The following is a 14,036-nucleotide window of genomic DNA, read 5'->3' as shown; positions in this document are numbered from 1 at the left end:
TCCCTTGTCCGCATTCGGACCGCGCTTTTCCTGAAGGACCCCAACCCGCGTCCTCCCCAGGCCAGCAGCCGGGCGGACGTCCGGGCTTCTCAGCGCTTCAGCGAGTACTTCCCGATGGCGTAGAGGGCGCGCACGCCGTCCTTCCAGCCAATCTTCTTGCCCTCCTCGTAGGTGCGCCCATGGTAGCTGATGGGCACCTCGAAGACGCGCCAGTTGCCGCGCGCCACCTTGGCGGTGATTTCGGGCTCGAAGCCGAACCGGTCCTCTTCCACGTGCACGGAGCGGATGACCTCCGCGCGGAAGGCCTTGTAGCAGGTCTCCATGTCCGTGAGGTTCAGCCCGCTCGTCATGTTGGAGAGCGTGGTGAGCAGGTTGTTGAGGACGGTGTGCCAGTAGTACAGCACCCGACGTGGCGACCCGATGAAGCGGCTGCCGAAGACGACGTCCGCGTCGCCGTCCAGGATGGGCTGGATGACCCGAGGGATGTCCCGGGGGTCGTATTCCAGGTCCGCGTCCTGCACGAGGACGATGTCCCCCGTGGCCTCGGCGAAGCCCCGGCGCAGCGCGGCCCCCTTGCCCTGGTTGTTCTCCTGGAAGAGCACGCGGATTTCGTTCCGGTTCTTCGGCGAGCCCCCCAGGACCTCCAGGCCCTGTTCGGACAGCTGGCGCAGGAATTCGCGGCTGCCGTCCTTGGAACAGTCGTCCACCAGGACGAGCTCCTTGGGGAAGTCCACGGCGATGCAGCGCCGGAGGATTTCCGCCAGGGTGGGAATCTCGTTGTAGACGGGGATGACGAGCGAGACGAGCATGGCGGCCCCGCCCTATCGCATTTCCCCCGCCAGGGCGACTCCCTTGCACACAAAATTCAGGGCCGGGCCGCCGCGCTCCGGAGCGCGTCCAGCAGGGCTTCCAGGTCCGCGTCCCCGGTGAGCGGGTGGATGAGCGTGGTGCGCAGGTACACGCCCCGGGGCAGCCGCGTCTGCACCAGGTAGAAATCTCCACGGGAGACCAGCGCTTCACGCAGGCGGACCTGGAGCGCGTCCCAGCCCTCCGGCGGCACGTGCGCGGGGGTGTGGCGGAAGCAGACGATGTTGCAGTCGGGCTCCAGGGCCAGCTCGAAGTCCGGGGCGGCGGTGAGCATCCCCGCGAAGCGCCGGGCCTGGTCGTAGGAGGCGGTGACGGCCTCCTCGAAGACGCGCGTGCCCAGCACGGACAGGCACGCGTAGACCTTGAGGGGCATCATCTCCTTGGTGCACTCCAGCGTGCGCAGGCCCACGTCGCTGTAGGGGCGTGCGTCGTCGCCGTCGCCGTGGAAGAGGTAGTGAGCCTCCTGGGAGAAGGCGTCGAAGGAGCGCGCGCCGTCGCGGAAGAGCACGGCCGTCACCAGCGCGGGCATGAGCAGCCCCTTGTGCGCGTCCCACACCACGGAGTCCGCCCGCTCGATGCCCTTCACCTGCGCGCGGTACTTCGGGCTCAGGGACGCCGCGGCCCCGTGCGCGCCGTCCACGTGGAACCACAGGCCGTGCTTCTGCGCGAAGTCCGCCACCGGCTCCAGCGGGTCGAACGCGCCGGTGGCGGTGGAGCCCGCGCTGGCCACCACGGCGATGGCCTTGCGCCCCGCGCGGGTGGCCCGGTCGAGCGCGTCCTCCAGGGCGTCCGGCCGCACGCGGAAGTGGTCGTCCACGTCCACCGGGGTGAGGCCGCCCTCGCCCCAGCCCATGATGCGGACCGCGCGGGCCAGGCAGTAGTGGGCGGAGCGGGGGACCAGCACCGTCAGGGGCGGGCCCGCGTGTGCACCGCCGTTCCACGCGTCGTAGCCGGCCTTCGCCTGACGGGCGGCGAGCAGGGCGGTGAGGTTGCCCGCGCTGCCGCCGGAGGTGAGCACGCCCCGGGCGCTGGACGGCAGGCCCAGCTTCGACGCCATCCACGCGAGCACGTGGTGCTCCATCGCGGTGGCGACGGGGCCCATCTCGTACACGGCCATGCCGTTGTTGAGCAGCGACGACACGGCATCGCACAGCGCGGCCAGCGGCACGGGCGCCGTCACCTGATGTCCCACGTAGCGCGGGTGGTGCAGGTGGTGCGAGCCCTCCAGCACGCGCGCCATCAGTGACGCGAAGGCCTGTGAAAGCTCTGGCGCCGGCTCCTCCGGGAAGGCCGTGGCGAAGCGCTCCTGGTTCACCGCGGGCGGCGCCCAGGGCAGCACCGGCATCTCGCCCCCGGCGAGCGCGGCCTTCAGGTAGTCCGCGAGCTGATCCATCAGGGCGTGGGCGGTGGCCCGGAAGGACTCCGGTTCATAGGCGGCGCGCAGCGGCGGGAAGACGGGGGTCGTCATGGCGGGTGCACGCTAACGGGAGCGCATCTTCCGGGCGCGGGAAACCGGGGCACGAAGGGCCGGACGGGCTCCCGGCCGGCCGACGGAACCCTTCCGCTCCCGGAGGGACCGGGCGGGCAGGGGCCCGGCGAAGGGACGGCGGCTCGCGGCGCCGCCAGGCCATCCCCACCTTTCCGGCGCACAGGAGGAGACGACCGATGGCTTTCGACGACACGCCGTCCGAACGGCGCTCCATCATCAGCGGCATGCGCGTCCGCTCGGCGGACGGGAAGCTCCTGGGGTACGTGGCCCTCATCGGCCAGGAGCACCTCTACGTCCGGCGCTCGCCCTTCGTCCGTCATCGCCACTGGAAGGAGGCCCCCCTGTCCGCCGTGGGCAGGGTGCTCCAGGGCGCCGTCATCCTGAAGGAAGGCACGGGCCCGCTGACTCACGCGGACGCCATGTTTCACGGAGAAATCCCGACACAGACCCTGCCCCTGGCGCTGGGGCTCGAGCCGTCGCACGCGTGAGGCCGTCCGGCGGTGGACATTGAGGAGGGCGCGGACACCTGAAGTGTGATTCAACCCGGCGTCATGGCGACATCCCTCGAAGAGCTCTCCCAGCGGGTGTCCGCGGCGTTCGCGGACCGGGCGAAACTGAAGGACGCGGACACGGTGGCGGCGGTGCGAGAGACGCTCGCGCGGCTGGACACCGGGGAGCTGCGCGTCGCGGAGAAGGGCCCGGAAGGCTGGCGGGTCAACGCCTGGGTGAAGGAGGCCATCCTCCTGTTCTTCGCCGTGTCGGAGATGAAGGTGATGGAGGTGGGCCCCTTCGAGTTCTACGACAAGGTGCCCCTGAAGAAGGGCCTGGAGGCGGCGGGCGTGCGCGTGGTGCCGCCGGGCACCGTGCGCTACGGCGCCTTCGTGGAGCGGGGCGCGGTGGTGATGCCCGGGTACGTGAACATCGGCGCGCGGGTGGGCGCGGGCACCATGGTGGACACCTGGGCCACGGTGGGCTCCTGCGCGCAGGTGGGCCGCAACGTCCACCTGTCGGGCGGCGTGGGGCTGGGCGGCGTGCTCGAGCCGCCCACCGCGTCGCCGGTCATCATCGAGGACGGCGCCTTCCTGGGCAGCCGCTCCATCGTGGTGGAGGGCGTGGTGGTGGAGGAGGAGGCGGTGCTCGGCGCCAACGTGGTGCTGACCGCGTCCACGCAGATCATCGACGTCACCGGGACCCAGGAGGTCATCCACAAGGGCCGCGTACCGGCGCGCAGCGTGGTGATTCCGGGCATGCGGGAGAAGCAGTTCCCCGCCGGGAAGTTCATGGTCCCGTGCGCGCTCATCATCGGGCAGCGCAAGGCGTCCACCGACCAGAAGACCAGCCTCAACGCCGCCCTGCGGGACTTCGCCGTCGCGGTGTGAGCTTGCGACAAATCCGGCGCGGGCGGGGGCGCGTATAGGTGTTGTTACGCGACTTGTTACGTCCGCGTCGTTTTCAGGAGAGCATGGAACACCTCGACGACATCCTCCCCGAGTGGCTGCTCGGGACCCTGGAGCCGGCCCGGCGCGACGCCGCGGCACGGCACCTGGACGGCTGTGCGCACTGCCGGGCGGAGCTGGCCCGGCTGACGCCCGCCGTGGATGCGTTGGGGGCGCTCGTGGAGCCGGTGTCGCCCCCCGTCGAGTCGCTCCATCGCCTGATGGGTCAGATGGAGGGGCCCGGCCGCTTCGCCCGTTGGGCCGGGAAGTTCGCCGCGTTCCTGGACCTGGCGGAGGCTCGGGCCCGGGAGCTGCTGGAGTCCATGTCGGAGCCGTCCAACTGGATGCCCGGCCCGGTGGAGGGCGTGGAGCTGATGCCGGTGGAGACGGGCCCGGCGCGCGAGGGGATGATGGCCGCCATCGTGCGCCTCCAGCCCGGCGCCCGCTACCCGCGTCACACGCACCTGGGCCGCGAGTGGAACCTGGTGCTGGAGGGCGGCTTCCGCGAGGACTCCGGCCACGAGGTGTGGCCCGGGGACGAGCTGGAGAAGGCGGACGGCTCGCTGCACGACTTCACCGCGCTGCAGGGCCCCGCGTGCATCTGCGTCTCGGTGTTGGATGGTGTGACGTCCTTCGAGGACCTGGCGGACGGCGCCTGACGGGACGATGTCCCGGGCCCGGGCGGGGAGTATGGTGCTTCGCGCATGTCCTCCACCGACCTCGCCACCCGACTCGCCCAGACGACGCTCGAGCTGTGTCGCATTGAAAGCCCCATTGGCTACGAGGGTCCCATCGCGGACCACGTGGAAGGTTGGGCGCTGAAGCACTTCCGCCGCGAGGAGGTCTTCCGCGTCGGACACACGCTGTTGTTGGGCTCGCTGGAGGACCCCCGGCCCACGGTGGCGCTCATCGGCCACCTGGACACGGTGCCCATGCACCCCGGGGACGTGGGCCGCGCGCCGCGCATCGAAGGGGAGCGCGTGCACGGGTTGGGCGCGTCCGACATGAAGGGCGGCGTCGCGGTGATGATGGCGCTGGCGGAGGACCTCCAGCGCGACGCGCTGCCCGTCAACGTGGCCTTCCTCCTGTACGAGCGCGAGGAGGGCGCCTACGCGGAGAGCGGCCTCATCCCGCTGTACGCGAAGCGGCCGGACCTCTCCCGCGTGAAGTTCGGTATCGCCATGGAGCCAACGGACGGCGTGGTGCAGGTGGGCTGCGTCGGCAGCATGCAGGTGACCGTCCGCTTCACGGGGCGCAGCGCGCACTCCGCCCGGCCGTGGCAGGGGGAGAACGCCATCCACAAGGCGGGGCCGCTGCTCACGGAGCTCTTGGGCCGCGAGCGCGTGGAGGTCAACGTCGCGGGCTTCCCCTTCTATGAAGTCATGAGCGCCACGCTGGCCAAGGGCGGCCGGGCGCGCAACGTGGTGCCGGAGGCGTTCGAGCTGAACCTCAACTACCGCTTCGCGCCGGGCAAGAGCGTGGCGCAAGCGAAGGAGGACGTGCTGGCGCTGGTGGCGGGCCGCGCGGAGGTGGAGTTCACGGACGCGTCCCCCAGCGGGCCGGTGGCCGCGGGCAACCCGCTGTTCAAACAGTTGATGTCGCTCACGGGGCTGCCCGCCGCGTCGAAGCAGGCGTGGACGGACGTGGCCCGCTTCGGTGAGTGGGGCGTGGACGCGGTGAACTTCGGACCGGGTGAGACGGCGCAGGCGCACCAGCTCCACGAGAGCGCGCCCATCCCTCCGCTGGCCGTGGCGTACGAGAAGCTGGCCGCGTTCCTGAAGGGCGCGGCGTAGCGGTCCGCGCGTCGTGCGCTCCGAGGCCGGATTCTCGGCCTCGCGCATTCGTCAGCTGGCGTGCATCTGCGCAGGGGGCATGGATGCAACTCCGGCGGTTGCGCTTACCCTTGCAGGGTCGTCATCCCTGGAGGTTGTTGATGCACGCCGAGTCGAACATGCAGGACCCGAACGAGACCCCGTCGTCCAACACGATCCTGCCGGTCGGTGAGGCGACGCCCGCCAGGACGTCGCGCCGCCGTTCCTCCGGCGCCCGCAAGGCGTCGTCCCGCCGCACGGGGGCCGCGAAGAAGGCGACCTCCAAGCGCACCACCGCGAAGAAGGCCGCGGGCAAGCGCACCGCGAAGAAGGCCACCGCGAAGCGCGGCACGGCGAAGCGCGGTACGACGAAGAAGGCCACCGCGAAGCGCGGCGCCCGCAAGGCTCCGGCCCGTCGCGCCGCCGCCGGACGCACCGCACGCAAGACGTCCGCCCGTGGCAAGTCCGCGCGCAAGACGACGGCTCGCAAGAGCCCGTCGCGCCGCTCCACGCGCCGCTAACAGCCCCCGTCGCTGGCGGAAACACTCCCCATCACCGGGTTCCCGCCAGTGACCTGGGGGCGGGTCATCTCCCATCCCCACGCCCTCTTATTCGCCGGATTAATCCAGTTTCCCGGCAGAGTCTGATAGGCGTGGAGTTGGACACTGAACGACAGTACTAGTCGCCTGGGGTCCAACGAGGGGTGGAGATGTCCAAGGGGAAGCAGAAGCAGCCATTCCAGTTGCCGGAGTTCTACGTGCCGTGGCCGGCGCGGCTGAACCCGAACCTGGAAGCGGCCCGCGCGCACACCAAGGCGTGGTCGTACCAGATGGGCATCCTGGGACCGCCGCGGGATGGCACGGACCGCGAGGTCTGGTCCGAGCGCCGCTTCGACGGCATGGACTACGCGCTGCTCTGTGCGTACACGCACCCGGAGGCGCCGAGCCCGGAGCTGGACCTCATCACGGACTGGTACGTCTGGGTCTTCTACTTCGACGACCACTTCCTGGAGGTCTTCAAGTACTCGCGCGACGTGGCGGGTGGGCAGGCCTACCTGGACCGTCTGCCGCTGTTCATGCCGCTGGACATGTCCCCGCCGCCGGAGCCGGTCAACCCGGTGGAGCGCGCCCTCTGGGACCTGTGGCAGCGCACCGTGCCGTCCATGTCCATGGAGTGGCGCAAGCGCTTCTTCGAGAACACCAAGCACCTGCTCGATGAATCGATGTGGGAAATCGAGAACATCAGCGAGGCGCGCATCTCCAACCCCATCGAGTACATCGAGATGCGCCGCAAGGTGGGCGGCGCGCCCTGGTCGTCCGACCTGGTGGAGCACGCCGTCTCCGCGGAGATTCCGGACCGCGTCGTGCGAAGCCGGCCGATGCGCGTGTTCAAGGACACGTTCTCGGACGCGGTGCACCTGCGCAACGACCTGTTCTCCTACGAGCGCGAACTGGAGGAGGGCGAGCTCTCCAACGGCGTGCTGGTGGTGGAGAAGTTCCTCGATTGTGACACGCAGCGCGCGGCGGACCTGGTCAACGACCTGCTGACGTCGCGGCTCCAGCAGTTCGAGACCACGTTCGCCACGGAGCTGCCGTGGCTGTTCGCGGAGTACGGGCTCAACCCGGTGGAGCAAGCGCAGGTGCTCACGTACCTGCGCGGACTCCAGGACTGGCAGTCCGGCGGCCACGAGTGGCACATGCGCTCCAACCGCTACATGAACCAGCACTCGGAGGAGCGGCCGGCGCTGTCCATCCCCGTGCCCTCCGGTCTGGGCACCTCCGCGCTGCGGATTCCGCTGACGCCCGGCGGGCTGGGACTGGGGCCCCGCTCCCGCTCCCTGAGCCACGTGCCCCGCCAGCACGTGGGCCCCACGAAGCTGCCGAAGTTCTACATGCCGTACAGCACGTACTTGAGCCCGCACCTGGACCGCGCGCGCAAGCACTCCAAGGAGTGGGCGCGGCGGGTGGGCATGCTGGAGGTGGTCCCCGTCGTGGGGTTCTACGTCTGGGACGACCACAAGTTCGACGCGGCGGACGTGGCCCTCTGCGGCGCGTACATCCACCCGGACGCGACCCCGGAGCAGCTGGACCTGACGGCGTGCTGGCTCGTCTGGGGCACCTACGCGGACGACTACTTCCCCATGCTCTACGCGAACACGCGGGACATGGCGGGCGCGAAGATGTTCACCGCGCGGTTGGGCCAGTTCATGCCGGATGACGTGGAGGCCGCCAACGCCGCGGTGCCCACCAACCCGGTGGAGCTGGGCCTGGTGGACCTGTGGAAGCGCACCGCCGGCCCGCTGTCGGCGCGCGGCCGCACGCTGTTCCGCAAGGCCATCCAGGACATGACGGACAGCTGGGTGTGGGAGCTGAACAACCAGATCGTCAACCGCGTGCCGGACCCCGTGGACTACGTGGAGATGCGCCGCAAGACGTTCGGCTCGGACCTCACCATGAGCCTGTCGCGCCTCTCCAAGGGCGACGCGGTGCCGGAGGACGTCTTCAACACCCGCACGCTGCGCGGGCTGGAGAACTCCGCCGCGGACTACGCCTGCTTCGTCAACGACCTCTTCTCCTATCAAAAGGAGATCGAGTTCGAGGGCGAGCTCAACAACTGCGTGCTCGTGGTCCAGAAGTTCCTGGGCGTGGACAAGGACACCGCTGTCCTCACGGTCAATCAGCTGATGACCGCGCGCATGAAGCAGTTCGAGCACCTGGTGGCCAAGGAGCTGCCGGTGGTCATCCGCACCTTCAACCTGGATGCGAAGGCGCAGGAGAAGCTGAACAAGTACGTGGAGCAGCTCCAGCAGTGGATGGCGGGCATCCCCCGGTGGCACGCGGAGGTGACCCGCTACACGGAGACCGAGCTGACCCACGACGCAGCGCCCAAGTTCAAGACCGGGAACGTCTCCGGTCTGGGCAAGTCCGCGATGCGCATCGCCGAGCTGTTCCGCACCGGCAAGCCTTGAGCTCAACCGCAGTCCGAAGCCTTTTGATTCTTCAACCTGGAAAAGGGTGATCCATGTCCAACGACATCAAGAAGTTCGACGACAACAACCAGAGCCTCGGGACGCAGGCGGCGCGTCAGCTGGCGACGACGACCAAGTCCGAGCCGCAGATGCAGGGCATCTCCTCGCGGACGCTGCTCAAGCTGCTGCCGTGGGTGCAGGTGTCCGGCGGTACGTACCGCGTCAACCGCCGCATGACCTACGCGGTGGGTGACGGCCGCGTCACCTTCACCAGCACCGGCGCCAAGGTGCAGGTGATTCCGCAGGAGCTGGGCGAGCTGCCCCTGCTGCGCGGCTACGAGGACGTGGACGCGCTCGCCGCGCTGGCCAACCGCTTCGAGCAGAAGGAGTACAAGGCCGGTGAGGTCATCACCGAGGCCGGCAAGGAAGCGGACTCCATCGTCCTCATCGCCCACGGCAAGGTGAACCGCATTGGCACCGGCAAGTACGGCGAGCCGCTGGTGCTGGAGACGCTGGCGGACGGCGACCACTACAGCTACCAGGCGCTGCTGGAGTCGCAGGACTACTGGCAGTTCACGGCCAAGGCCGTGACGCCGGTCATCGCGCTGGTCCTGCAGCAGTCCGCCTTCGAGGCGGTCGTGGCGCAGGTTCCGTCGCTGCAGAAGCACATCGACAACTTCAAGGCGCGCTCCAAGAAGAAGCAGGACACGTCCGGCCAGAAGGCCATCGAGCTGGCCGCCGGCCACCACGGCGAGCCCGTGCTCCCCGGCACCTTCGTGGACTACGAGACGCACCCGCGCGAGTACGAGCTGGCCATCGCGCAGACCGTGCTGCAGATCCACACGCGCGTCGCGGACCTCTTCAACGACCCCATGAACCAGACCCAGCAGCAGCTGCGTCTGACCGTGGAGGCGCTGAAGGAGCGCAAGGAGCACGAGCTCATCAACAACCGTGAGTTCGGCCTGCTGCACAACGCGGACCTGAAGCAGCGCATCCACACCCGCTCCGGCGCGCCGACGCCGGACGACATGGACGAGCTGCTGGCCACGGTGTGGAAGGAGCCGTCGTTCTTCCTGGCCCACCCGCGCGCCATCGCCGCGTTCGGGCAGGAGTGCAACAAGCGCGGCATCTACCCCACCAGCACCGACATGAACGGGACCATGGTGCCCGCGTGGCGCGGCATCCCCATCGTGTCCTGCAACAAGCTGCCCATCAGCGAGTCGCGCACCACGTCCATCATGCTGATGCGCGCGGGTGAGAAGAACCAGGGCGTCGTCGGCCTGCACCAAGCGGGCATCCCGGATGAGATCGAGCCCAGCCTGAACGTCCGGTTCATGGGCATCAACGAGAAGGCCATCATGAACTACCTGGTGACGGCGTACTTCTCCGCGGCGGTGCTGACGCCGGACGCGCTGGGCATCCTGGAGAGCGTGGAGCTGGGCCGCTCGTAGTTCCTCGTCCGTCCATCACGGGAAGGTTCTTCCATGACGACTTCACAGAAGGACGTAGCGGCGCACGAGGGCACCAGCCTCAGCACGGCGGGTGCGCGCCAGCTCGCGACGACGACCAAGACGCAGCCGGTGATGCAGGGCATCTCGCCCCGCTACCTGCTGAACATCCTGCCCTGGGTGCAGGTGTCCGGCGGCACGTACCGCGTGAACCGGCGGCTGACGTACACCGTGGGCGATGACCGGCTGAACTTCAGCAACATCGGCGCCAAGGTGGAGATCATCCCCCAGGAGCTGCTCAAGCTGCCGCTGATGCGGGGCTTCCAGGACGTGGATGACCTGCTCATCCGCACCCTGGCCGGCCGCTTCACCCAGAAGCATTACAAGGCCGGGGAGAACATCGTGGAGGCGGGCAAGTCCGCCGAGCACGTGATGCTCATCGCCCACGGCAAGGCGCAGAAGCTGAAGGCCGGCAAGTACGGCGACCCCGTCGTGCTGGACACGTTGGCGGACGGCGACCACTTCGGTGACCAGGCGGTGGTGGAGTCGAACGACGTGTGGCCCTTCACCGTCAAGGCCGTCACGGCCTGCACGGTGATGGCGCTGCCGCAGGATGTGTTCGAGTCCCTCATCAACCAGTCCCCGGCGCTCAAGGCGCACGTGGCGCGCTACCAGGCGAACCTCAAGAAGCCCCAGGACAAGGCGGGCCAGTCCGCCATCGCGCTGGCCGCCGGTCACCACGGCGAGCCCGTGCTGCCCGGCACCTTCGTGGACTACGAGCTGAAGCCGCGCGAGTACGAGCTGAGCGTGGCGCAGACCATCCTGCGCGTGCACACCCGCGTGTCGGACATCTTCAACGACCCGATGAACCAGACCGCGGAGCAGCTGCGGTTGACCATCGAGGCGCTGAAGGAGCGCAAGGAGTGGGAGCTCATCAACAACCCGGAGTTCGGCCTGCTGCACAACGCCGACCTCAAGCAGCGCATCAACACCCGCTCGGGTCCGCCGACGCCGGACGACATGGATGAGCTGGTGTCGCGCCGCCGCAAGACGCGCTACTTCCTGGCCCACCCGCGTGCCATCGCGGCGTTCGGCCGGGAGTGCAACAAGCGCGGCCTGTACCCGACGGTCGTGGACGTGGGCGGGGCGAAGTTCCAGGCGTGGCGCGGGGTGCCCATCCTCCCGTGCGACAAGCTGCCCATCAGCCGGGAGAACACCACCTCCATCCTCGCCATGCGCATCGGTCAGGACGACCAGGGCGTGGTGGGCCTGCACAACGCGGGCATCCCCGACGAGGTGGAGCCGAGCCTCACCGTGAAGCGCATGGCCGTCAACGACCAGGCCATGACGAACTACCTGGTGAGCACCTACTACTCCGCCGCCGTGCTCGTCCCGGACGCGCTGGGCGTGCTGGAGAACGTGGCGCTCGGCGGCTGAAGCATTCTCCGCTGTGAAACATGAACGGGCCCGGTGCGTCAGCGCCGGGCCCGTTGTCTTTAGCGGCACCGGGCGAAGTACCAACGCAGCTGGAGCTGGCACCGGAGCACGGTTTCGTCCGTGGCCGCGCCGGGCGCCGTGGTGAGCGAGGCGAGGGCGCTGGTGCAGCCGGGCAGCTTCACGTCGATGGCGGCGCCCGGGTGGAAGCGATTGTCGGTGCCGTCGAAGGCCAGCTCCGCGCGGAAGTCGGCCACGGAGGTCTTCCTCTGCACGCCCAGCCCGGTTCGTAGCGCCCTTCCGTCCCGGAACAGGTCCAGCGCCTGCATCGTCGCGAGCGCGTCGAAGCGCCGGCCGAGCGAGGCCTGGCCGGTCAGCCAGAACGTGTGCCTCGTGTCCCGGAGCCCGTCGCCCGTGAGCACGCCGCCTTCCGTGCGGGCGGAGACGCCCCAGCCCGCGGAGATCTGGATGTCTCCGCTCCGGGAACGCATCTGTCTTTCGGCCTGGTCGAAGATGGCGGACAGGTCCACGCCCCGTTCGGACACGTCCTCGTCCGAGTCCGCGGGCCGCGGCACGCCGTGGCGCTCCAGTTCCTCCGCGACCTGTTCGGGCAGGGTGGAGTTGAGCACGGGGTCGTGTGGATCATGGACCGTCGTCCTGAGCCCAAGGCCCACGCGCCATGCGCCCGCCCCGTTCAGGTCTGGAATCATGGCCGCGGACACCGTTGTCTTCGTCAGCACCCGCATCAGCCGGCCCGCCACCGAGTTCGAGCGGTAACCGGCCAGACTCCGGATGCCACCGCCGAAGAGGAAGTAGGGCGCGACGTCCAGGCTGAGCCCCGGGCGGAACGCTTCCGGCGAGGCCGACGCCAGGGCCGTGGCCATCACCGGCTTGGGCGCCGCGCCGAGCAGCACGCGCAGGGGCGCCTCCTCCATCGCGACCAGGGCCGGGGACTCCGGCACGTCCACGTCGAGCACGTAGCGGTAGAGGTTGATGTTATCGCTGTCTCGCGCGCTCGCCGCGCCCGGGGCGAGCAGGGCGCCCACCATCGACAGGCTGGCGAGCCTATTCACTCAAGTTCCAGTCCGCGGAGATAGTCATTGGCGAAGGCCGCGCGCAGCTCTGGCGTGGGAAGCAGGGCCCGGCGCGCTTCGAGCCAGGCGTTGACGCGCGCCTCGCCGTACAGGCCGCGCACCGCCGGGCCATCCAGTTCGTGGAGCTTGCCCCAGTGGTACGTGTGGGGGATGGAGGACTCGGCGAGCTGCTGCCAGACGCGACGGTTGTAGGACTTCGTGCGGGTGGACGACGCCCCGTCGATGTCGAGGATGCACGTCATGGGCGCGTGCTGGGTGAACGCCAGCGTGGCTTTGGAGGGCAGGGCGTAGCGCACCCCGAACAGCCCGGGGAACGCGTGGGTGCGATTGATGGCGAGGGCCAGCTCCACCGTCTCGCGCACCCGGCCGAGCGGAACACCCACCGCGCTGCCCCAGGCCTTCCCCCGGGTGGTCGTGTCGGTGAACAGCTCGCCGTGCGTCCCGCAGACGTTTTCGTATTCCGTGTAGAAGCGATCCATCAACCGCGACAGCAGGGGGATGGTCAGCTCCGAGACCATGTCCGTCAGCACGCCGACGATTTCGAGCGCGCTGTCCCCCTGTGTCAGCTTGCTGCCGGGGCTGGGCGGGTTCGAGCCTTCCGGACACCGCGCATGCTTGTACATCACCGTGACGAAGACGCCCCGGTCCATGTCATTGGGATTGATGACCGCCGTGAAATGATAGGGTTTGAGCCCCTGCGGCCCCGGCAGCGTGATGCCGGAGAAGTCGAGCTGGTCGAACGCGCGCCAGAGTCCCTCGGTGAGCGGCATCCGCTGGCGGTACGCCTGGAGGTAGTAGAGGTCCACCACCTCCATCAGGACGCCGTGCACGAGTCCGAAGCCGCCCAGGCCCACCAGGGCGGCGTTGAAGAGGGCGTCGTCCCGGATGAGCTCCGCGCCAAGCTTCTGCGGAATCTCGTCGTGGATGACCGGCGCGCTGGCTCGCTCCAACCAGACGTGGCGGTCCGGTGAGCCGACGATGTGCAGGCCCACCACGAAGTCCTGCATGGCGCCGGTCTCCAGGCTGGATCCATGCGTGCCCGTTCCGATGGCCCCGGCGATGGTCTGCCCATTGCTGGCGCCCGAGGTGGTCAGGGACTTGCCGACCTTCTTCAGGAAGTGGTTCAGCTCCGCGACGGAGACACCGCTCTGCGCGAAGAGGAGGTCCTCCCTCCGGCCCGGATGGTCGGGATGGGTGCGGGGCGCGGGGAAGAGGTAGTTCAGCGGCCGGGTGTTGACGAGGATGCCGCTGGTGGCGGGCGCCTTGGAGAAGGACCAGCCGCCCCCCAGGCCGCGGATCTCCAGGCGCTCGGTGAGCGCGCGCTGGATGAGGCCCTGCAGGCCCACGGTGGTGTCGAGGTAGCCCGGCACCGTGGACTGGGAGGCATCCGCGTTCCAGACGTCCACCAGCAGCTCCAGCTTCTGGGTGTAGCTCTGGTGCCAGTTCTGCCAGCGCTTCTGGCTGCTCTCGTGGATGACGGGAGGCATGG

Annotated in this window: 12 protein-coding genes; 8 read left to right on the top strand and 4 right to left on the bottom strand. The window is 69.2% G+C overall.

Annotation, left to right across the window (positions count from 1 at the left end):
* Positions 1-89: 89 nt before the first annotated feature.
* Both GTZ93_RS22170 and GTZ93_RS22165 read right to left on the bottom strand, forming a co-directional pair.
* The gene (locus tag GTZ93_RS22170) at positions 90-809 is read right to left on the bottom strand and encodes a glycosyltransferase family 2 protein (protein WP_120575652.1); all 720 of its coding nucleotides are present in this window, start codon (positions 807-809) and stop codon (positions 90-92) included.
* A gap of 56 nt (positions 810-865) precedes the next feature.
* Positions 866-2,335 (bottom strand): pyridoxal phosphate-dependent decarboxylase family protein, encoded by a 1,470-nt coding sequence (locus GTZ93_RS22165; RefSeq protein ID WP_139921403.1) that lies wholly within the window; start codon positions 2,333-2,335, stop codon positions 866-868.
* A 197-nt stretch (positions 2,336-2,532) separates the two neighbouring features.
* On the opposite strand from GTZ93_RS22165, the gene GTZ93_RS22160 reads away from it, so the two are divergent.
* The 8 genes from GTZ93_RS22160 (at position 2,533) to GTZ93_RS22125 (ending at position 11,456) form a co-directional block, all read left to right on the top strand.
* Positions 2,533-2,844, top strand: coding sequence for a hypothetical protein (locus tag GTZ93_RS22160; RefSeq protein WP_121754087.1), 312 nt, complete (start codon positions 2,533-2,535; stop codon positions 2,842-2,844).
* Positions 2,845-2,907: 63 nt separating this feature from the next.
* Complete coding sequence (locus GTZ93_RS22155) at positions 2,908-3,735, top strand: 2,3,4,5-tetrahydropyridine-2,6-dicarboxylate N-succinyltransferase (protein WP_120575649.1); 828 nt, start codon at positions 2,908-2,910, stop codon at positions 3,733-3,735.
* Between the two features lie 83 nt (positions 3,736-3,818).
* The gene (locus GTZ93_RS22150; protein ID WP_139921405.1) at positions 3,819-4,451 is read left to right on the top strand and encodes a cupin domain-containing protein; all 633 of its coding nucleotides are present in this window, start codon (positions 3,819-3,821) and stop codon (positions 4,449-4,451) included.
* 45 nt (positions 4,452-4,496) lie between these two features.
* Positions 4,497-5,585: a succinyl-diaminopimelate desuccinylase gene (gene dapE, locus GTZ93_RS22145; protein WP_139921407.1), complete on the top strand. Its 1,089-nt coding sequence runs from the start codon at positions 4,497-4,499 to the stop codon at positions 5,583-5,585.
* A gap of 140 nt (positions 5,586-5,725) precedes the next feature.
* Positions 5,726-6,124 (top strand): cell envelope biogenesis protein TolA, encoded by a 399-nt coding sequence (locus GTZ93_RS22140; protein WP_139921409.1) that lies wholly within the window; start codon positions 5,726-5,728, stop codon positions 6,122-6,124.
* Between the two features lie 188 nt (positions 6,125-6,312).
* Positions 6,313-8,571 (top strand): family 2 encapsulin nanocompartment cargo protein terpene cyclase, encoded by a 2,259-nt coding sequence (locus GTZ93_RS22135; RefSeq protein ID WP_161662971.1) that lies wholly within the window; start codon positions 6,313-6,315, stop codon positions 8,569-8,571.
* A gap of 53 nt (positions 8,572-8,624) precedes the next feature.
* Complete coding sequence (locus GTZ93_RS22130; RefSeq protein WP_139922130.1) at positions 8,625-10,022, top strand: family 2B encapsulin nanocompartment shell protein; 1,398 nt, start codon at positions 8,625-8,627, stop codon at positions 10,020-10,022.
* Positions 10,023-10,055: 33 nt separating this feature from the next.
* Complete coding sequence (locus tag GTZ93_RS22125) at positions 10,056-11,456, top strand: family 2B encapsulin nanocompartment shell protein (RefSeq protein WP_139922131.1); 1,401 nt, start codon at positions 10,056-10,058, stop codon at positions 11,454-11,456.
* A 59-nt stretch (positions 11,457-11,515) separates the two neighbouring features.
* Here GTZ93_RS22125 and GTZ93_RS22120 read toward each other — a convergent pair whose 3' ends face one another.
* On the bottom strand, positions 11,516-12,526 hold the full coding sequence (locus tag GTZ93_RS22120; RefSeq protein ID WP_139922132.1) for a hypothetical protein: 1,011 nt from the start codon (positions 12,524-12,526) through the stop codon (positions 11,516-11,518).
* Positions 12,523-14,034, bottom strand: coding sequence for an FAD-binding protein (locus GTZ93_RS22115; RefSeq protein ID WP_161662970.1), 1,512 nt, complete (start codon positions 14,032-14,034; stop codon positions 12,523-12,525). Before GTZ93_RS22115 ends, GTZ93_RS22120 begins: the two co-directional genes overlap by 4 nt.
* Between the last annotated feature and the right edge of the window lie 2 nt (positions 14,035-14,036).

Source organism: Corallococcus exiguus (genome assembly GCF_009909105.1).
Classification (GTDB): domain Bacteria; phylum Myxococcota; class Myxococcia; order Myxococcales; family Myxococcaceae; genus Corallococcus; species Corallococcus exiguus.
This window is presented reverse-complemented; position numbering and strand designations above follow the sequence as displayed.